Origin of the sequence: Paenibacillus sp. FSL R5-0912 (assembly GCF_000758605.1) — a bacterium.
Lineage (GTDB): Bacteria > Bacillota > Bacilli > Paenibacillales > Paenibacillaceae > Paenibacillus_AQ.
The window spans coordinates 333,671-354,009 of sequence record NZ_CP009282.1 but is presented as its reverse complement, the minus strand read 5'-3'; the positions used below and the strand labels follow the sequence as shown (position 1 = coordinate 354,009).

Below are 20,339 nucleotides of genomic sequence, written 5' to 3'. Positions count from 1 at the left end.
ACTCTCCTATCTCCGGATCAGCTTTGGTTCAAAGCCGACCCGCAAAATATCACCCAGCACATTGAAGCTCAGAACGGTCAGCAGGATCATCAGCCCAGGGAACAGTGCCAGATAAGGCGCCTCTGCAATATACCCTTGAGCGCTGTTCAGCATGCTGCCCCAGGTGGCGTTCGGCGGCTGTACCCCGAAGCCGAGGAAGCTCAGCGACGATTCCATCATAATGGCCGATGCAATATTATTCGTTGCGCCGACGATAATCACCGGTACCAGGCCCGGAAGGATATGCCGCCAGATCATGCCGAAGGAGCTTTGGCCGGAAGCCTTGGCGTACAGCACATATTCGCGTTCCTTGATCGTAAGGGTCTCCGCTCGCACAACGCGGGCCACGTTCATCCACATTAACAAGGCAATAATAATAATCAGATTGCCGATGCTCGGCTTCAAATAGACACTGAGCAGCAGGAGGATCAGAAAGGACGGAATCGACATGATGATATCCAGCATCCGCATCAGCAGATTATCCAGCCAGCCGCCGAAGTATCCGCTGATCACACCAACCATCACACCCACGAAGGTAGCCACGATCATGGAAGCAAACCCGACCAGCAGCGAGACACGGCCGCCATATAGCGCTCTGGACAGATAATCGCGTCCATAGTCATCCGTTCCGAACAGATGTCCGGCGCCCGGCTTGGTGAGGCGGGCCATGGCATCCATAGCATTCGGGTCATATCCGGACAGGAAGGCAAAGATAGCCCCCAGCGTAAAGATAGCCAATACAGCAAGAGCAGCGACACCCAGACCGTTCGTAAACAGCTCTGACTGTAGATTTTTCCATTTACTGCGATTCATGAGGTCACCCCTTTAATTTAATTCGCGGATCGACGAAGCTGTAGAGAATATCTGCCACCATATTACCGAGGATCAGCATTAAGGAAGAAAATAAGGTGATTCCCATAATGACGGGATAATCCATCCCCTTAACCGCCGTCATCCCCAGCGACCCGATGCCCGGCCACGAGAATACCGTCTCGGTGACGATGGCCCCGGCCACCAGATCTCCCATAGACATGCCCAGCAGGGTAATGACCGGCAGCAGCACATGCTTCAGGACATGACGGAACAGGATTGTCGATTTCTTCGAGCCAAAAGCATACTGGATCTGCACATATTCCTCTTTCAATTGTCCAATCGTGCTGGAGCGGATATAACGCACATATCCGGCCAGGAAGCCGAAGGCCAGCACCGAGCAGGGCAAGATCCCGTGCTTCAGCACATCCAGCGGCGATTCCACACCGATCGTGCGCATCCCCATACTCGGCAGCAGATGTAGCTTAATGGCGAACAGATACATCAGTAGGATCGCCAGCCAGAATAACGGAATGGAGATCCCTACATAGGAAATAAAGTTAATCAGCTTGTCTACCCAGCGGTTGCGGTTCGCACCGGCCACGAGGCCTAGCGGAATCGCCAGAATAACCGCCAGCGCAATGGCGCTGCCCATCAGCCCGGCTGTAGCCGGCAAACGTTCCAGAATCTGTCCCAGCACCGGCTGGTGATTGATCAGGGAATATCCGAAGTTGCCCTGCACCATTTCCTTGATCCAGATGAAATATTGAATATAGGCGGGCTTATCAAGCCCCAGATTATGGCGGATACGCTCAATATCATCGGCATGCATATTGGGCGTAACGAAAGACAGCACCGGATCTCCCGGAGCCAGCTTAATCATTGTAAAACACACTACGGATACAAAAAACAGCATCGGCAGTGTTTGCAGCAACCTTCGGACGATGAGTTGTCTCATACGCAGCTTCTCCCAGCTCTTGACAGGCAAAAAATAAGCTGGAAGAACCCAGCTTATTTTTTTGCCGTGCTTATTTTTTGGGGCGGATTATTTCTGGTAGATCTTGGACAGGTCTTCAAAGATAACGACCGGCTTCAATACAGCTTCATCTATGCCGCCGTAGTTCTTCGATACAGCTACAACTGTTTTAGTATACGCGATCGGGTAGATCGGTGCATCTTCAGCGACAAGCTCCTGCGCTTTCTTGTAGATCTCTGCGCGTTGTGCCGGATCAGCTTCGCCTGCACCGTCATTCATTAGCTTATCAACCTCGCTGTTCGAATAATGCGAGTAGTTGGAAGAGCTGTCCGTAGTGAACAGGATACGGTAAGCATCGGGATCATATCCCATGATATAACCGGTCAATGCCAGTTCGTAGTCGGTAGATTTCAGATCGATGAACTTCTGCACCCAGGCCGAGGAATCCATGTTCTGCAGTTCCACTTCCACGCCGACAGCCTTCAGCTTCTGCTGCACATACAGCGAGATCGCTTCCTGTGCCTTGTTACCGCTCTGTACAATGTAACGAAGCTTCAGGTTGCTCTCTCCGGCAGACGCCAGCAGTTCCTTAGCCTTAGCGGCATCATTGTCAAAGGTAGTTACTTCATTCGTGAAATACAGCGCGTCCGGAGTCAGGAATGACTTCGCCGGGTCAGCATATTCACTGGAAGTGTACGCTGTCTGGATCAGCTCATCACGGCTGAGGGCCAGGGACAGGGCTTGACGGACTTCTTTTTTGGCGAGTGCACCGGTATCACTGTTCGCATTGAACATCAGATAAGCCAGACGGCCTTCACTGTAAGGCAGAATTTCGAAATTGTTCGTTGCCTGAATGGTGGCTACATCCTTAGGATCAAGATACTGCACGTTGATCTCGCCGTTCTGCAGGGCAAGGTTCGCAGCATTGGTATCCTTGGCAATCCGGTAAGTTACCGAATCCAGATGCGGCTTGCCGCCGAAGTAGTTATCGAATCGTTCCAGTGTCAGATACTCACCGGCTTTGTATTCTTTGAATTTGAAGGGACCGGAACCTACCGGAGCAGCGTTCTTGGTGCTCTTCTCAATGTCGGTTTCATTCTCAAAAATATGCTTTGGAATCGGGAACACCTGTACCAGTGTCGCTTCAAAAGCCGGGCTGACCTGCGGAAGCTGGAAGTCAACAGTCAGATCATCCACTTTAACCGCCTTGATGGCTTGGTCGCCGATCAGGAAGTTGGCTCTCAGGAAGCTGTTCTGCTTCTCGTCGAGAATGCTGTCAATGGTGAACACGATATCATCCGCCGTAAGCTTCTCTCCGTCATGCCAGGTAAGTCCATCCTTAAGCTTCAGTGTGTACGTAAGATTATCCTCTGAAGGTGTCAGGCTCTCTGCCAGGTAAAAGGTCTTCTCCCCCTTATTCACCTGGAACAGCGGAGCATACAGTGCCTGGTCAATCGTCAGACTGACACGGTCACCCGCATAGTTCGGATTCAGTACAACCGGATCAGAAGCGACCCCTATAATCAAGCTTCCGCCATCCTTCGGTTCGCTGGCAGCAGGCTGCTGCGTTTCCGCCGGTGTCTGGCTTGCACCCGCATTTGTCGATGCCGCGTTATTTCCATTAGAGCATGCACTAATCATTAGTGTTAGTAGAACTAGAATGACAACCCCTGATATCCCTTTGCGCATTATCTCTCTCCTCCATGTCTATGAGCTATCTCACTCGTTGTGAAAGTTATTATATATCGGAATAGTCGGGATTACAATGTATTAATTTTCCACCTGTGAAAATTTGAACAACCGCCTGCTGTTACAGCTGAGGAATGCCGGCATCCCATACGCTGATCTCCTGTATGAGATCCCCGCGCCGTAGGGCATCCGCATGCTCCATTCCCTCTATTACTCTGCCGAACACCGTATGCCAGCCGTCAAGATAATCGAACGCATCGTAGCAGATAAAAAACTGGCAGGAGCCCGTGCCCGGCCCGAAATGGGCCATGGATAACGCCCCGCGCACATGTTTATGCGGATTGCCTTGCGTTTCACAGGCGATTTTGTCCGTGCCGCCCCGGCCGGTACCCTCCGGACAGCCGCCCTGGGCGACAAAGCCGCGGACAACGCGCTGAAAAGTCAGACCGTTGTAGAAGCCGCTGTTCGCGAGCTTTTCAAAATTGGCTACGGTTCCGGGGGTCTCCTGGTCAAATAATTCGAGCCGGATCTCTTGTCCTTGTTCCAGTCTTATTCGAGCCAGCTTCATAAGGTCTCCTCCGCCTCTCCGGCTGAAGTGCCTGCGGGAACGCCGATATGAGCCACGGTCTTGGCCGCTTGCTCAGGCGCATAGATCTCCTGTACATCCTCGTCCAGCAGCGGCCGGAGTTCTCCATCCGCAGTATGCAGAAAAACCCCGGCGCGCGGATTCATCGCCAGGAGCAGGTTGATTAATTGCTGTACTTTTAACGGTGACTTGTCCATTCTCTCACTCCTGTCCTTCAGTCTGCAGAATGTCTATTCCTGTCTATGCGGTATTGTACAACAGCTCTCAGGCAGACACCAATCCATATATTTCCTCTCGGGTCTCTATTTTTTGAAAAACCGGGATTAGTCCCGTACTTCTCTTAATATATTGAATACATATACTTCATATCATCTATTTGCGAATCCAAGGGGATGTTCTATTAATGTTGACCTTATCCTGGGGTGGCTGGCTATGAACGGGAACCGGACCCTAGTTCTGCTTGGCAGCCCGATCCATCAAAAACCGGCAATTCTTGAGCAATTCCTGAATTCTCTGCTGCGCCTGAACCTGACCAATATTGAGCTGCATTTCTATCTGATTGATGACAACCCGGACGAAGCTTCGAGTCAACTGCTCCAGCAGTTCGCCCAGAGCGGCAGAACGGTCTTCCTGCAATCTTCAGGATTTCATGATGCTTATATCCGCGATGATACGACCCATTTCTGGAATTCCAATCTGGTCTGGAAGGTGGCCGGGTTCAAGAACCTGATGATCCGGCGGGCCGAAGCCTTCGGCTATGATTATCTGTTCCTGATCGACTCCGATCTGATTCTTCATCCGGATACACTGCTGCATCTGATCCGTACGGACAAGGACATAATCTCTGAGGTATTCTGGACCCAGTGGCAGCCGGGTACTCTGCTGCAGCCGCAGGTCTGGATGCATGACGAATACAACCAGTGGGAGGTGCTCCCGGGAGAGCAGCTCTCACATGATGAGATCAACCGGCGCTTCCACGCCTTCCTGATGAAGATGCAGCAGCCGGGAATCTATGAAGTCGGCGGGCTCGGCGCCTGCACCCTGATCAGCAGCCGTGCTATCGCTTCCGGTGCCAGCTACGACCGGATTCACAACATCTCCTACTGGGGAGAAGACCGCCATTTCTGCATCCGTGCAGCGGCGCTTGGCATTCCGCTGTATGTCGATACCCACTACCCGGCGCTGCATCTCTACAGGGACAGCGACCTGCTCAAGGTGCCGGAGTTCATCCGGCAGACTTCAGGCGCGGAGGCTGGAGCGGGACCGGAGTCGCCGGATGCGCCGGAGACGGTGGGGGGTGACGGGAAAGCGGAGCGGGATGCGCGGTATAGGGCGGAGCTTGAGCGGGAAGGGAAGGGCGAAGCGATCACAAGGCCGAATGGGCAACACGAGGCGGAGCGGAGCGATGCCGAGTTAAATGAGGCAGAGCTAGGGCACGAGGCGCGGAATGCGCCGGGGGCGGGACGGGGTGACGCGGACGAAGCTGGCGCTCAGGCCGGCGGCGCGGAAGCTGAAGCCGCGGCGCGCGAGGTTGCGCCTTCGGACAGCAGCGGCGCGGCAGACGGTTCAGACATGCATGGCGCTGCCGATGCAGCGCCCGCGGACAAAAGAGCGCTGGATGCGAGCGCGGAGTGGGATGCGCTGTGGACCGAGGCGGAGGCCCGGCGGCGCTTGTCCAAGGAGCCGCTGCCAGAGGGCGGCGGCGAGATCGAGCTGCCGGGCAGCGGTCCGGCAGCGGACGCTGATGCGGCTGCGGCCGGAGGCGCGGACGCGGCAGACGGTGCAGATGCAGCAAGGCGGGGCGCTGAGCATGGAGCGGCGACCGGCTTCTCCGGAGCGGCTGCTAATTCAGCAGCTGTCCGGCGGCCCAAGCTGACGCTTACGATGATCGTCAAGAATGAGGGCTCGCGGTTTCTGCGGCAGGTTCTGCAGGAGCACCGCAAATATATCGATGAAGCCGTCATTATCGATGATGGCAGCACGGATGACACGGCGGATATCTGCCGGGAGGTACTTCAGGGCATTCCGCTGCATCTGATACGCAACAACGTCTCCAGATTCAGCAATGAATCCGAGCTGCGCAAGCAGCAGTGGGAGGCGGTCCTTCAGACGAATCCGGAGTGGATTCTGAGTCTGGATGCTGATGAAATTTTCGAGGCCGGATTCCCGGAAGAAGTGGATGGCTTGCTGCGTACGGACAATTGTGACTTGTTCTGCTTCCGGCTCTACGATTTCTGGGATGACACTCATTACCGCGAAGATATGTACTGGCGGTCCCATCAGAGCTACCGGCCGTTCCTGCTCCGCTACCGGGAAGACTTCACTTATCTCTGGAACGATCTGCCGCAGCATTGCGGGCGGCTGCCGGAGAATATTTTTGAGCTGTCCCATCAGTTAAGCAATCTGCGGCTGAAGCATCTCGGCTGGTCGAAGCCGGAATATCGGCTGGAGAAATATCTGCGCTATATGCTGCTGGACCCGGACGGCCAATATGGCTGGAAGGAACAATACCTGTCTATCCTCGACCAGCATCCCCATCTGATGCCCTGGAGCGAATAGGCGGCGGGGATAGTAGAGTTTCTATATAAACCACACTTTAGGATAAACCACACTTAGGAGTTCAGCCAAACAAGTAACCATTGACCGCTAATCGCTGCTGAGGCAGTGCTCCCGCCAAACGGCGAATGGACTTTGAAGTTCATTCTGTATGGGGCAGTATACAGGTAATAGGTATAAATGTTGTAAATATTACAACCCGGATTCATAAATAACCGGGGGTACGGGAGGATTGTTGTAGGTACTACAATAATCCTTTCAGTTAGCCGCTTGCAGTAGATGGAATGCTGCATTTCCGAGTCAATTTCATAATTCCAAACCCTTGCTGGGACTGTTTTTTTTAGGCATAAAAAAAGGAGTACCTCCCCAAGTTCTCGAAGATATAGGCGACCAAACCAACACCCGAGAACGAAAAGAGGTAATCCCTATCTATTCCATTCGACAAGAAGAACTGTTTTCCTTCAAGGAATTGTTCCTGATGCGCCCGGAAGATAAATACAGCCAAATCTTTGAACACTTAGATCTCGCCAAGGTTCTGCACGTTCTTCGGAAAAAGAACAACCGGGGCCGGCCCGAACAACTGAATGTACCTGCCATGATCTATTCCTTGCTCATCGCTAAAATGGAGAACATCGAGTTTGTTTCTTCCCTGGTCTGGCGTCTTACCCATAGCGAAGAGTTTCGGGCGCAGTGCCGATTTACCGGCTCCGATAATATCCCGAGCGAATCTTCGTATTCCCGTTTGATTCATGCGCTGGAGCAAACGGGGATGCTTGAAAAACTGCAGGATACCTTGGTGACCTCTGCCCTAGAAGAAGGCTTTGTAACCGGCACACATCTTGCCGTGGATTCCTCCATGGTCGAGGCTTGGGATTGCCAATTTAGCGAATCGGCCGCCAAGCGCCGTGCGGCTCGCCGAGGGCAAAAGCCAAACGAGGCTCCAGGAGTCCAGCAACTTCAGTTCAAACTTCCCGAGCCTGAGCCTGAGGCGGCTGTGAACGAACCACCGAAGAAACCCGTCTACGACAAGCGTGGACGTCCAACGAATGCGGAAAGGGAACGCCGGCGTCAGGAACAGGAAGCGTATGACCAAAGTCTCGGACCGTTTCAGAAAACCATTGAAGCGATGTTACCTTACACGTATGACGAACTGCTGGCCGCGCTGCCCCGGCATGCCGCGCGTTGTGACAAGAAAAATACGAAGGGTCGAATGACGAGCTACTACGGGTTCAAGGCGAATCTGCTCGTCGATACGGACTGCCAGTATATCTTGAGCGGCCTCTTTAGTTCGGCGAATCCGAATGACCAGCGCATGGCCGTTATTCTTCTCAAAGGCCTGCCCCTGAAGTTTCCCACACTGAAGGTAAAGCATATCTTGGGCGACAAAGGGTACGACTGCGCGTCTATCTACCAGTTGATTCATTCGTTAGGTGCCTATCCGGCGATTCCCATGATTCACCGCAAAGATCCGCCCGAGGGAATGAACGTGGACTACACGCCGGTATGCTCCCAAGGACATGCCTACCGCTACGACAGTTTTGATGCCAAGTACGAAACGCTGAAGTATACCCAGCCGAGCGAGTGCAAAGGCTGCCCACTACTGGGTTCCGGATGCCAAAAGGTGTTTAAAATCCGCATCCAAACGGATTTGCGTAAGCATACCTATCCCGCAAGAGGGAGCGAAAGCTTTACAGAGCTGTACAAAAAGCGTACGGCAGTGGAGCGTGTTTTTGCCTATCTCAAAGAGTATTTCGGCATGAAACGCACACGTCACCGCGGCGTACGGGCAAGTGTCGATTTCCAGCTCAGTACACTAGCTTACAATCTTAGTAAGTTTGCATTGGACAAGTTGAACAAACAGTTGAGCAAATCCCAGCAAGTAGCCTAATTTTCTAAAAAATGACCTCAGATTTGGGGCCGAGTCTAACTATTCAGCAAACTGAATTATGAAATTGACTCTTTCCTACAACAATTCTCGATTCGGGCCGATTTATTGAAGAAAATGTTGTATTTTCTGCAGGATTTAAGTCGAAAATAAAAAGAAAAGCGCTCCAGCCTTAAGGCGGAACGCTTTTTCTTTGCGGATTGCAGCTGCAGCCTTACGGAGGCATCGGCCGGGTCAGTTCACATTTTAGAGTCAGCCAACCGTCTTCGCAGTTTCCGGTTTCACTATAGTGACAGTCAATTCACCGTCAGCTTCGTCCACCGTCAGCACTGAGCCTTCCTCTGCTTCTCCGGCGATCAGCGCACGCGCCACCCGGGTCTCCAGACTGCGCTGGATGAACCGCTTCAGCGGTCTTGCGCCGTACACGGAATCAAAGCCTTCCTCGGCAATGAAGCGGACGGCCTTGTCACTCAGCGTAAGGCCAATGCCCCGTTCTGCCAGGCGGAGGCGCAGACCGTTCACCAGCTTAACCACGATCTGCTGGGTTTCGCCCAGCGTCAGCGGTTTGAACATCACGATATCGTCCACCCGGTTGAGGAACTCCGGACGGAAGTGGCCGCTCAGCTCCTTCATCACCCGGTCTTTAACAGCTTCGGTCAGCTCACCGTTGTCATCGGTACCCTGAATCAGATGCGGCGAGCCGATATTAGAGGTCATAATGATGATCGTGTTCTTGAAGTCGACCACCCGGCCTTGCGAGTCGGTCAGCCGACCGTCATCCAGCAGCTGCAGGAGAATGTTGAAGACATCGGGGTGGGCTTTCTCCACCTCATCCAGCAGCACAACAGTATACGGCTGGCGCCGTACCGCTTCGGTCAGCTGGCCGCCTTCTTCATAGCCGACATATCCCGGGGGAGCACCGACGAGGCGGGAGACACTGTGCTTCTCCATGTACTCCGACATGTCGATACGGATCATACCGTCCTCGCGGTCAAACAGCGATACCGCCAGCGCCTTAGCCAGCTCGGTCTTACCGACCCCGGTCGGCCCCAGGAACAGGAACGAACCGATGGGGCGGTTCGGGTCCTTGATGCCTGCTCTTGCCCGGAGCACAGCATCTGCGACCAGCCGGACGGCCTCATCCTGCCCGACTACCCGCTCATGCAGCGTATCTTCGAGCCGCAGCAGCTTATCCCGCTCGCCTTCCACGAGGCGGCTGACCGGAACGCCGGTCCAGCGGGAGACGATATCGGCGATCTCCTCTTCCGTCACGGCTTCGCGCAGCAGCCGGGTCTCCTGATCCTGCTGCGCGGCTTCCTCTGCGGCCTTCAGCTGCCGCTCCAGATCAGGAATAATCCCATAGCTTAGCTCAGCCGACTTATTCAGATCATAGATCTCCTGTGCATCGACCAGATCCTTGCGCGCCTGCTCTAACCGCTTCTTCAGCTCGCGGATGCCCTGGATCGCCGACTTTTCCTTCTCCCAGCGGACGGTCATGCCCAGATGCTTCTCCTTGAGGTCGGCCAGCTCCCGCTGCAGAATCTCCAGACGGCGCGCGCTGGCATCGTCGGTTTCCTTTTTGAGCGCGGCTTCTTCAATCTCCATCTGCATCAGGCGGCGGGTTACCTCATCCATCTCACCGGGCATGGAGTCAATCTCCGTGCGGATCATTGCGCAGGCTTCATCGACCAGGTCAATCGCCTTATCCGGCAGGAAACGGTCCGTGATATAACGGTTAGACAGCACACCTGCTGCTACCAGAGCGCTGTCATAGATTTTGACCCCGTGATGCACCTCGAAGCGTTCCTTCAAGCCGCGCAGAATCGAAATGGTATCCTCGACATCCGGCTCGCTGACCAGCACCTGCTGGAAGCGGCGTTCCAGCGCCGGGTCCTTCTCGATATATTTGCGGTACTCATCCAGCGTCGTCGCCCCGATACAATGCAGCTCACCCCGGGCCAGCATCGGCTTCAGCATGTTGCCCGCGTCCATGGCCCCTTCGGTCTTACCGGCACCGACAATCGTATGCAGCTCATCAATGAACAGAATAATCCGGCCGTCACTCTCACGGATTTCCTTCAGTACGGCCTGCAGCCGCTCTTCGAATTCCCCGCGGTATTTGGCACCGGCAATCAGTGCGCTCATATCCAGTGAGAAAATCGTCTTATCCTTCAGCCCCTCCGGCACATCCCGGCGCACAATCCGGTGAGCCAGCCCTTCTACAATCGCGGTTTTACCTACGCCGGGCTCCCCGATCAGCACAGGATTGTTCTTGGTCTTGCGGGAGAGAATACGGATGACCCGGCGAATCTCCGCATCGCGTCCGATCACGGGATCAATCTTGCCCGCCCGCACCTCGGCCACCAGATCCCGGCCGTATTTCTCCAGCACCTCATAGGTGGCCTCCGGCTCCCGGCTCGTCACCCGCTGGTGTCCGCGGATCTCGGCCAGCACCCCGAGCAACTTCTCCCGGGTAACGCCCATGCCCGTGAACAGCCCGCGCAGCTCGCGGTTCCCGCTGCCGGAATCCGAGACCATCGCCAGCACGGCATGCTCTACGGCTACGAATTCGTCCTGCATCTTGGCCGCTTCCTTCTCGGCCTGCTCCAGCATGGCAATCAGCGCGGGCGAGGCATACCGCCGCATCGTGCCCGCTCCGCTTCCGCTTACGCTGGGCTTCCGCTGAAGCAGCGCCTCTGTACCCTGCAGCAGCTCAGCAGCAGGAATATTCATCTTCTGCAGCAGCCTCGGCAGCAGGCCCTCATGCTGTTGAAGCAGTGCCTTCAGCAGATGAAGATTATCAATCTCCTGATGTCCGCTGGCCGCAGCCAGGGACTGGGCCTCTGCGACGGCTTCCTGCAGCTTCTGTGTAAGCTTGTTGAAATCCATAAGATCATCGCCTTTCCGTAAAATTATGCCGCTGCAGCCCCAGCTGCAGCATTCCATATGTCAGTCAGCCGGATAACCGACGTTATATATTCATCATTACCCCGTTGTCGCTCTGCGCCGCTGTGCCCCGCCGGGAGGCTGCCGTTTGGCTCCGGCCTGGAAGCTGCCGGAATCGGCCAGCTGGCGGTACAGCTTCTTCTCCGCTTCCGAGGTATCCGCCGGAATAACGATCTCGATCCGGAACAGGATGTCACCATTCGTTCCATTAGGACGCTTAAGCCCCTTGCCGGAGAGGCGCAGCGTTCGGCCGCCTGCCATACCTGCGGGGATCTTCAATTTCACCTGGCTGCCGTCCGGCAGGGCCACCTTGGCTTCTCCGCCAAGCACAGCCTGCCAGGGGGCAATCTCTACCGTGCCGAGTAAATCCCCGCCGCCGTCCGGTTCATAGATGTCATGGGGCAGGAGATGCAGCGAGACCAGCAGGTCGCCTCCCTGTCCCGCCCCGCTTCCGCCGCCGGGAACCCGGATCACCGTCCCTTCGGACGAGCGTGCCGGAATCTGCACACTCAGGTCTTTGCCTGCAGCCTGAACGCTGATATTTCCGCCTTTGTATGCCTGCTCCAGCGTAATCTCAAGCTGGGCCTGCATCGTACTGAACTCATCCGCCCAAGGGCTTCCCCCTTGGCGGACACCGCCACTGCCGGAGAAGAAATCGAAGCCGGCGCGGTCCGCTGCCCCCCGGCTGCCGAAGAACATCCCGAACAGATCCTCTTCGGGAATACTGCTGCCGGAAGCAGCGCCGCTGCTCCAGCCCGCGCCAAAAGGCGATTCCCAGGACGCGGAGGAGGCTGTCCCGCCGCTCCGCGGACCCCTTGCCCCAGCGTAGCCGGCCCCGTAGCGCAGCTCCTCATCATAGATTTTCCGCCTCTCTTCATCACCCAGCACTTCATACGCTTCGGCTGCTTCCTTGAATCTGGCTTCTGCCTCCGGGGCTTTGTTGACATCGGGATGCCACTTCTTAGCCAGCTTCTGATAAGCTTTTTTGATCTCCTGCTTCGAGGCCTGCCTGCCGACGCCCAGAGTCTCGTAATAATTTGCCGCCACTGGTACCTCCTCCTTTCGTATATTGGGAAGCTTATTCTATAGGTTATAGCATTCCGCCCTGTAACAAGCCTATTCCCGGTGCCGATGATTATTCACCAAGTCCCTTTCTCCGGGAAAAGACGCATCATAGCCGGTATCCCCACTACAATGCGCCCTGTATGATCATGCTATATGAAAAGCCCGGCGAAACCACTCTGCCGCAGGGGACCGGATAGGCCGGCGGCAGAAGCCGCTTAGCCCGGGAACCCCGCTGAACCCGGCTGCTTCAGCCAGACTTGGAAGTCCTGCTTCCTTCGCCTTCCTACATCCTTCCCCGGCGCTCCGGCTCTCCGCTTCCCCCGGAGACCGTTCACCAGTAAGCTGCACCTGCCGCTTACTGAAGCTGCGCGTCTGAAGAATGTCCGCCATCCTGAATTTCAATCCGTTTGCCCTGCGACTTCTGCCGTTTCGGCACTTCCAGGCTCAGCATCCCGTCTTTGAGTGAAGCGCGGATACCTTCCTCCGCAATATCCTGAACGTAGAAGCGGCGCACATACTCACCATACCGCCGTTCCCGGCGCACAGTCTGATGTTCCTTGTTCTCCTCGCTGTTCTCTTCTTTGCGTACTGCCTTGATCGTCAAGTAAGGGCTGGTATAATCGATGTCGATTTCTTCTTTTTTGAAGCCCGGAAGCTCGGCCTCAATCAGATACGCCCCTTCACTCTCGCGGATGTCTGTCCGGAAGGACAGCGTGGAGCTTGTCAGCGGTGCAAAGAAATCATCATTAAACACTTCGTTAAGCGACTTAGCCAGCACACCAAAAGCATCATCTCTGCGTTTACCAAAAGGAACCAAATCAAACATTATCCATTCTCCTCTCATTTGACTTTGAATTTGTTGTTGGTTTGACTTTGACTTTATTTGACCTATGGCTTTATTATAGTCGCCGGCTACACGGATGACAAAACTCATATAAGCCGAAAATCCCGTAAATCCCGGCGTTTCGGCTCGTTTTTTAGTATAAATTTTAACATTATTAATTATTTGACCTTATTTGACCTTGATACTTTATTTCACATGATTACTATCCACACCCTCACCGCCACAGTAAAAATAAAGAACTAGCGCCTAAAATATAACAAGTAAATTAAAGGAACTAGTGGGAATTGTCGATATAAACGTCATAGTAAAAATCCCGCAGCCAATGCGGATATGATGAGGTGATGAAGTGGCAAAAGCAGGACTGGGCATTATCTTCTTCGTCATAGGTTTTATTCTACATAGAACTTATGCAGCAGATCCTAACGTTATTATTTCTATTGTGATTGGAGGGCTTGGAGGAATTATCGGGTGGGCGACCGGCGGATTAATTAGGCCATTGCGCGTCAAGAAAGCTAGACCAGCTGATGATGAGGCCGCCGCTGCTTCCGAAGGGGTCCTGGAATCCTCAGACCAGCCCGCAGATGAATCAGAGCCTTCCGGCTCCGGAGGCTGGTTAGGACTTTTCGCAATAGGTATTGTTCTCTCACTCTTCGCGGGTGTGCGAATGCTTTATGGTAATTTCTCATTATTCGGCTCTGAAGGCCTTAAGCTTCTTACCGACCCTGACAGTAGCTACTACGTCGCTTCAATGCTTCCTAGTCTTGTGATAGAAACGGTATTAGTATGTATTCAGGTCGTAATGATCCTGTTCATTCTGTACCTGGGTCTCAAACATAAAAAATTATTCAAATACATATCTATATCTTTCATTGTATATAACATCTTACTTAATACCATAGATACCTTCATGTTCAGCCATGTACAGACTACTCTTTCCGGTATCATACCGGATGATACCTCTTATACGGATATCTTCCGGTCCTTCATTTATGCTGTGATCTGGATCCCCTATTTCCTGCGGTCAAAGAGAGTCAAGAATACGTTTATTTATTAACATTTTTGTACATAGTCTCTTCAATTCTTCCGGACCTGCGTTATTGTTGAATCAGCTTTCGCAGGTCCGCTTTACCCTCCCTATTTCACATACCGCTCACGGTATTCGCTATCCAGCATGCCCATCATAATCACATCATGGTACTCATGGTTATAATAGAGCGTCTGGCGCCGTACACCCTCACGGACAAAACCGATTGATTCATACACATGCGCAGCGCGGGCATTATAGCTATAGACCTCCAGCTCAATCCGGTGCAGATTCAGAATGCCGAAGCCGTAGTCCAGTATCAGCAGCAGTGCTTCCCGTCCATACCCTTGTCCTTGATGCCGCTCCTCACCGATGGCGATCCGCAGATTTGCACTGCGGTTGTCAGGGTCTATATCCTGAATGGCGATATCGCCGATCACCTCATCAGTCTCCCTAAGGGCGATAAGCAGCAGCACCGTACTGTCGTCCCCTGATTTGCGCGCGATATAATTCTCTATCTGCTCTTTGGTGATATGCTTTTTCGTACCTGTAAGTCTGCGGACTTCCGTGCCGTAGAACATATGGTAATACAATTCGGCGTCTTCCCCGTTAAGCGGGCGCAGATATACCTTTTTGCCTGTTACAAGCGCTGAATGTCTGGTCATTCCCGTCATCTCCCGACTGTTGTTATAGCTCTTATGGTAATGCAGATCTGCATACTATAAAATATACAAAAACGTCTAATTTCAAAGGACAGATTCGAAGGTGTATGATGCTGCTTGTCCCTACTCTGAATGATCACAGCGAAATTCCTTACTATATACAGCTCTATGATTATTTTGCAAAAGAGATTATCGGCGGCGCTCTCCCCAGTGGTACACGCCTGCCTTCCATCCGCCGCCTGGCGGCATTATGCGGTATCAGCGCCACTCCTGTCGAGCTTGCCTACCAGCAGCTGCTTGCCGAGGGCTTCATCGCCAGCAAACCGCGCAGCGGTTACACTATCCTGCCAGTCCATAGGAATGGCAGCCCTGCAGAAGCCGAAGAGCGGCCACGTCCGGCTGTCCGTCCCATTACTCCGCGCGATTCGCGGCAATACGCATATGATTTCCACATGTCACGGAATGATTTCTCTTTATTTCCGCATAAAATATGGCGCAGCCTCTACCAGGAACAGCTCGCGAATCCGGACCTGCTCCAGTATGGTGATCCGCAGGGGGAGCCGGCGCTCCGCGGGAGCATTGCCGCCCATTTGCGGCAGTTCCGTGGGCTGCGCTGTACAGAGAAGCAAATTGTGGTCGGCGGCGACCAGTATACGCTGTGCTCTTTGTTATGCCTAATGCTTAAAGAACGGGTGACGCGGCTCGGAATAGAAGACCCGGGGTATCACCTGCTGCCCGCAGCATTCAAACGCGGTGGTTATGAGATTATGCCCATTCCGCTGGAGGAAGACGGGCTGATGATAGAGAAGCTGTACCGAAGCGGGGCTGACGCCGTATACATCTCCCCTTCCCATCAGTTTCCCAGAGGCATGGCGATGCCGGTAGCCAAACGCTTCGCCTTGCTGGATTGGGCCCGGTCAGCGGGCGGCTATATCATTGAAGATGATTATGACGGGGAGTTCCGCTATCATGGACGGCCCATTCCTGCGCTTCAGGGACTTGAAGCGGACAGTCCGGTAATCTATATGTGCAGCTTCGCGCAATCGGTAACTCCTGCCCTGTGCATTCACTATATGGTTCTGCCGGAGGAGCTGCTGCCGCTCTATCACAGCCTGAGAAGCGAGCTGTATCTGGAGCACTCGGCTTCGCGGCTGCATCAGATTGCGCTGCATTATTTTATGGAAAGAGGGCACTTCGAGAAACATCTGCGCAGGATGCGGCTGCTCTATCAGCGCAAGCATGACCTGCTTCTGCGCTCGGTCCAGCGCTATTTCGGCGATGCAGCAGCCGTCAGCGGACGGGATGCCGGATTTCATCTTCTCCTGACCCTGAAACCGCCCGCAGCGGGCAGTGCACGGGAGCTTGCTGCAGCAGCGGAAGCCGAAGGTATCCGTGTTACGCCTATGTCGTATACGTGGTGTGATAAGCCGGACTGCGATGAACCGGAATTCATTCTGGGCTTCGGCGGGATTGCCGAGGATCTGATTGATGAGGGAATCCGCAGGCTGGCGGAAGTGTGGCTGGGATAGCATTTTAACGATGCATAATTACCTATGATGAGGTGGAATTACAATGACACTGGCACATTTCCTAGGAGCGGATTGGCCGCTGCCGACCGGATATTTCGGCTATCATTATTCGTACCAAAAGTACTCAGAAATTCACCTGACGGATGACAAGAACGCACTTCATAATATTATAGACTTATCTCATCTGAATGACACCAAGGTACAGGTGTATGAAACCGAACTGGATGCTGTAGGGCTAGAGATTGGAGAGTTCCTCTACCCGCCCTTCAGAGAGAACAAGATCATCACTAAGCCCTATGTCTACGGCTTCAATGGCGAGGCTTGCAATATCACTGAGGAAATCCGCGCGGGTTATCCTGAACTCTACCAACAAAACTTAAAGTGCCTAAACCTGCTGCTCTCCCTCATGGACGAACATCTGTCTGAAGGAGAAAGTATAGAGATATACTCCTGCTGGGATAGTGAGACGTGGATGGAACGCAATGCATTGCTTGACCGGGCTCTTCATCTGCCATCCTTCGATCCGCTGACAGAGTCTATAGAATTTGTAGATAAACAGCTTATAACTATTACCAAATAAAGTGTAGACTCTATCTATCTTGTCCGCCCGGGGTCCATCCGGATACATAAATACTTAATCATCAGCCTGTCCCTCTACTTATATTGCGCCAGCATTCCCGCCAGCGTCCGCTTCACCTCCGCCACCAGCTCCGGCGGCTCCTGTACTGTGGCCTCATTGCAGAGGCCGATTACGAAACGCGCGAAGAAGCCCAGATCGCTCTGCGGGATATCCCCTTCCAGCCAGCCCGTGCCATCCCCGCGGATATGCAGCAGGGGTGAGGACCATACCTCGGCTTCGCAGGCTTGTACGCCTCCATTCCCCAGTTCAACGAACAGCCGGACAATGCTTTTATCACCCTGCTGAGTTTGACTGCTGTAATCATCCTTATTTCCCAAATGGACATGCTTCAGATCAAGCGCTTCCGGCCCCGATTCGCCGTATCCGGCAAACTGAATCCGGTCGCAGCGGAATACACGGATATCGCCGCGCAGGAAGCAATAGGCCGGGCAATACCACAAGCCATTATGGGCGTAGATGCCCACTGGCTGAATCCATCTCTCCTTACGCTGCCCCTTCGTTTCATAATCGATCAGCAGCACCTTTTGACCGGTGGCCGCTTCCAGCAACAGAGACAGATAGGGGAACTCCGCCTGTCTCGCCGGGGTGAGGAAATCAATCCGGTTCTTCATCTCGTCAATCCGGTCACGGACATCGCCGGACATATAGTTATAGAATTTATGCCGGGCAGCTAATGATTCCTCCTTGAAGGGGAGATACTTGTAGTGGCGCAGGGCATGGCTGGCGAAAAAAATCGCCACCGCCTCCTCCTCCGTGAACGCGATCGGCGGCAGAATTCTTTCGTTCAGCACCTGATAGCCTCCATGCGGTCCCACTTCGGAATAAAGCGGAACGCCTAACTCCCCCAGCTCCTGCAAATCCCTGAGGATGGTCCGGGAGGATACATTGAATTCGTCGGCCAGCTCTTTGACGGTGAATTTCCGCTTGCGGTTGACTGTCATCATCAGATCCAGCAGTCTTTTGGCTTTAGACATGAGCTTCACTCCATTTATTATTCTAACTATGACAATACCTGTCACTATCATACACTACACTATAATCAAGCCGGTTAGCTAAGGCAAATTGAACATCATAAGGAGCGAATTAGGCATGACCCTGCAAATCAACCCTTTTATTCTGGTGGACGGTACAGCAAGTGAGGCAATTGCCTTTTATCAGGAGGCGCTGGGTACTACGCTGCTCTTCAAGCAAACTGTGGGCGAAGGCCCGCAGAACCCTGACTTCCCGATGACCGAACAGGAAAAAGCGCGTATAGCTCATTCCGTCCTGCTGGTGGGTGACACCAAGTTTTTCGTTGCAGATCAGGAGGTTGGCCAGCCGCTGAGTCATGGCAATGGCATCACCATCTGTATCACGGTGGATACCACTGAAGAAGCGCAGCAGCTGTATCACTCGCTCAAGGCAGGCGGAACGGTTGATATCGAGCTGGCTCCGGCTTATTTCAGTCCGGCCTATGGCATGGTTACCGATAAGTTCGGCGTATGCTTCCAGATCTTCACGAAGCGGGCGCAATAAAGCTCAAGCCGGCTAAGGTGAACTCTTCAGGCGCAGGATACAAAAAGCACTGTCTCCCGGATCATCCGGTGAGACAGTGCTTTTGGCCGTCACGACTCCGCACCTGCCGCGCGCTAATATAATGCCCGCCACAGATAAAATGTGGCGTAAGCCTCCCAGCCCTGCCAGGGCTGGGCCAGGACGAGCAGTTCCGCAGGCGTAGGCTTGCGGTCCATACCGGTGAGGAACTTGATCACGTTCTGCAGGCCGACATCGCCGACGGGATATGAGGAGCTATCCCGCAGGCAGCGCATACGTACATACTGCGAGGTCCACGGGCCGATCCCGCGGATCTGCAGCAGCCGCTGCTCGGCGGCGGCCGGAGACGGAAGCGCCAGCAGCTCTTCACGGCTCAGCTCTCCGCTTGCGATCAGCGAGGCGACCGTGAGGATCGTCTGTGCTTTGCTGCGGGTCAGCTGCAAGGCGCACAGTTCTTCGATCTGCACCTCCGAGAAGACCCCCGGTCCGGGGAACCGGTAGTAGGTCCGGCCTCCCCACTCCAGAGATTCTCCATACACTTCGGTCAGCCGCTGCTTCAGCCTGTAGGCAAAAGCCAGGTTCACCTGCTGGCCCAGAATCGCCCAGCATAATGCCTCGAACAGATCCGGGATGCCGATAATCCGCAGCCCCCGGTGCTGAATTGCCAGCGGCCGGAGCAGAGGATCTGCTTCCGCCAGCCGGTAGAACGGGGTAAGATCACGGTCCAGATCGAACCACTCTACAATATAACGGGCCAGCCATTCCTGCTCCAGGACGCCGGGGACAGCGCCGTGCAGCCGGGTTACGCTCAGCCTGTTGCCTTCAGGCACACTTAACCGGATTAGGACCGGGCCGTCCTCCAGCTTGAACATCCGGGTCACTCCCGAGTCATCCGTCTGGAACAGGCATTCCAGCGGCGAACGGTTCATGTACTCCAGACAGGCGTCCAGGTTGAAATCCTCCGGCAGCGGCAGCTCAAAAAGCAAATCGTTCATGGCCCGCCGCCTTCACATTTAGAATTCCCTCCAGCTGAAGCAGCTCCTGCTTGAGCTGCAGACCGCCCCGGTAACCCGTTAATGTGCCGTTCGCACCGATCACCCGGTGGCAGGGCACAATGACCGGCAGCGGATTCTGTCCGTTAGCCGTACCGACAGCACGGACCGCCAGCGGTCTGCCAATCCGTGCAGCCAACTCCTTGTAGGTTGCAACCTCACCATGCGGGATCGTAAGCAGCCCCCGCCATACCTCCTGCTGAAACGGAGTGCCCCATAGATCAAGCGCAAGACTGTTGAAATCGACCGTTTCTCCATCAAAATAACGGCGCAGCAGCTCTATAACCCCAAGCTGCTCAAACCTCCTGGCACCCTCCAGGAATTCATAGTCCGGAGCATACATCTTCAGCCAGGCGGCCGGCAGCTGCCCTCCATCCTGCGGATAGGACACGCGGATAAGTCCCTTGTTGCTGGCCCATAGGGTCCATTCCCGATTTCCGAGATTCAGGGTATGGTGATATATCATGTTCCGGTTCGGACTCTGGTTTATATTCATATTCATC

19 protein-coding genes are annotated in these 20,339 nt (G+C 54.1%); 6 read left to right on the top strand and 13 right to left on the bottom strand.

Annotation, left to right across the window (positions count from 1 at the left end; all coding sequences use genetic code 11):
- Nucleotides 1-6: 6 nt before the first annotated feature.
- The 5 genes from R50912_RS01545 to R50912_RS01525 all read right to left on the bottom strand — a co-directional run bounded on the left by R50912_RS01545 (nt 7) and on the right by R50912_RS01525 (nt 4,297).
- Complete coding sequence (locus R50912_RS01545) at nt 7-852, bottom strand: ABC transporter permease (protein WP_039300005.1); 846 nt, start codon at nt 850-852, stop codon at nt 7-9.
- Between the two features lie 4 nt (nt 853-856).
- Complete coding sequence (locus R50912_RS01540) at nt 857-1,807, bottom strand: ABC transporter permease (RefSeq protein ID WP_039300002.1); 951 nt, start codon at nt 1,805-1,807, stop codon at nt 857-859.
- Between the two features lie 87 nt (nt 1,808-1,894).
- Entirely contained in the window at nt 1,895-3,514 is a 1,620-nt protein-coding gene (locus tag R50912_RS01535; RefSeq protein WP_042231834.1) for an ABC transporter substrate-binding protein, read from the bottom strand.
- 121 nt (nt 3,515-3,635) lie between these two features.
- Nucleotides 3,636-4,082: a peptidylprolyl isomerase gene (locus tag R50912_RS01530; RefSeq protein WP_042231830.1), complete on the bottom strand. Its 447-nt coding sequence runs from the start codon at nt 4,080-4,082 to the stop codon at nt 3,636-3,638.
- Nucleotides 4,079-4,297 (bottom strand): hypothetical protein, encoded by a 219-nt coding sequence (locus R50912_RS01525; RefSeq protein WP_042231828.1) that lies wholly within the window; start codon nt 4,295-4,297, stop codon nt 4,079-4,081. Before R50912_RS01525 ends, R50912_RS01530 begins: the two co-directional genes overlap by 4 nt.
- Before the next feature lie 235 nt (nt 4,298-4,532).
- Between R50912_RS01525 and R50912_RS33800 the strand changes: the two genes are divergently transcribed.
- Nucleotides 4,533-6,659 (top strand): glycosyltransferase family 2 protein, encoded by a 2,127-nt coding sequence (locus R50912_RS33800; protein ID WP_063840057.1) that lies wholly within the window; start codon nt 4,533-4,535, stop codon nt 6,657-6,659.
- A 319-nt stretch (nt 6,660-6,978) separates the two neighbouring features.
- Nucleotides 6,979-8,544: a transposase gene (locus tag R50912_RS01510; protein ID WP_052416668.1), complete on the top strand. Its 1,566-nt coding sequence runs from the start codon at nt 6,979-6,981 to the stop codon at nt 8,542-8,544.
- A 249-nt stretch (nt 8,545-8,793) separates the two neighbouring features.
- Here R50912_RS01510 and clpB read toward each other — a convergent pair whose 3' ends face one another.
- From clpB to R50912_RS01490, 4 genes are all read right to left on the bottom strand, one after another.
- Entirely contained in the window at nt 8,794-11,430 is a 2,637-nt protein-coding gene (clpB, locus tag R50912_RS01505; RefSeq protein ID WP_042231826.1) for an ATP-dependent chaperone ClpB, read from the bottom strand.
- Between the two features lie 96 nt (nt 11,431-11,526).
- Complete coding sequence (locus R50912_RS01500) at nt 11,527-12,534, bottom strand: DnaJ C-terminal domain-containing protein (protein WP_052415900.1); 1,008 nt, start codon at nt 12,532-12,534, stop codon at nt 11,527-11,529.
- Between the two features lie 162 nt (nt 12,535-12,696).
- Entirely contained in the window at nt 12,697-12,942 is a 246-nt protein-coding gene (locus tag R50912_RS01495) for a hypothetical protein (RefSeq protein ID WP_042231823.1), read from the bottom strand.
- Complete coding sequence (locus R50912_RS01490) at nt 12,908-13,378, bottom strand: Hsp20/alpha crystallin family protein (RefSeq protein ID WP_042231820.1); 471 nt, start codon at nt 13,376-13,378, stop codon at nt 12,908-12,910. The genes R50912_RS01495 and R50912_RS01490 overlap by 35 nt, the downstream gene beginning before the upstream one ends.
- A gap of 364 nt (nt 13,379-13,742) precedes the next feature.
- Between R50912_RS01490 and R50912_RS01485 the strand changes: the two genes are divergently transcribed.
- Complete coding sequence (locus tag R50912_RS01485; RefSeq protein ID WP_042132875.1) at nt 13,743-14,450, top strand: DUF2569 domain-containing protein; 708 nt, start codon at nt 13,743-13,745, stop codon at nt 14,448-14,450.
- 80 nt (nt 14,451-14,530) lie between these two features.
- Here the strand turns inward: R50912_RS01485 and R50912_RS01480 are convergent, their stop codons facing one another.
- On the bottom strand, nt 14,531-15,085 hold the full coding sequence (locus R50912_RS01480) for a GNAT family N-acetyltransferase (protein WP_042231819.1): 555 nt from the start codon (nt 15,083-15,085) through the stop codon (nt 14,531-14,533).
- A 104-nt stretch (nt 15,086-15,189) separates the two neighbouring features.
- Between R50912_RS01480 and pdxR the strand changes: the two genes are divergently transcribed.
- On the top strand, nt 15,190-16,611 hold the full coding sequence (gene pdxR / locus R50912_RS01475) for a MocR-like pyridoxine biosynthesis transcription factor PdxR (RefSeq protein ID WP_331281892.1): 1,422 nt from the start codon (nt 15,190-15,192) through the stop codon (nt 16,609-16,611).
- Nucleotides 16,612-16,654: 43 nt separating this feature from the next.
- Nucleotides 16,655-17,191: a hypothetical protein gene (locus R50912_RS01470; RefSeq protein ID WP_042132872.1), complete on the top strand. Its 537-nt coding sequence runs from the start codon at nt 16,655-16,657 to the stop codon at nt 17,189-17,191.
- Nucleotides 17,192-17,265: 74 nt separating this feature from the next.
- Here R50912_RS01470 and R50912_RS01465 read toward each other — a convergent pair whose 3' ends face one another.
- Nucleotides 17,266-18,225 (bottom strand): helix-turn-helix transcriptional regulator, encoded by a 960-nt coding sequence (locus tag R50912_RS01465; RefSeq protein ID WP_042231814.1) that lies wholly within the window; start codon nt 18,223-18,225, stop codon nt 17,266-17,268.
- 115 nt (nt 18,226-18,340) lie between these two features.
- On the opposite strand from R50912_RS01465, the gene R50912_RS01460 reads away from it, so the two are divergent.
- Entirely contained in the window at nt 18,341-18,766 is a 426-nt protein-coding gene (locus R50912_RS01460; protein ID WP_042231812.1) for a VOC family protein, read from the top strand.
- A gap of 113 nt (nt 18,767-18,879) precedes the next feature.
- Here R50912_RS01460 and R50912_RS01455 read toward each other — a convergent pair whose 3' ends face one another.
- Nucleotides 18,880-19,779, bottom strand: a complete 900-nt coding sequence (locus tag R50912_RS01455) for a DNA-3-methyladenine glycosylase family protein (protein WP_042231810.1) — start codon at nt 19,777-19,779, stop codon at nt 18,880-18,882.
- Nucleotides 19,760-20,338, bottom strand: coding sequence for a methylated-DNA--[protein]-cysteine S-methyltransferase (locus tag R50912_RS01450; RefSeq protein WP_042231808.1), 579 nt, complete (start codon nt 20,336-20,338; stop codon nt 19,760-19,762). Before R50912_RS01450 ends, R50912_RS01455 begins: the two co-directional genes overlap by 20 nt.
- Nucleotide 20,339 lies beyond the last annotated feature (1 nt).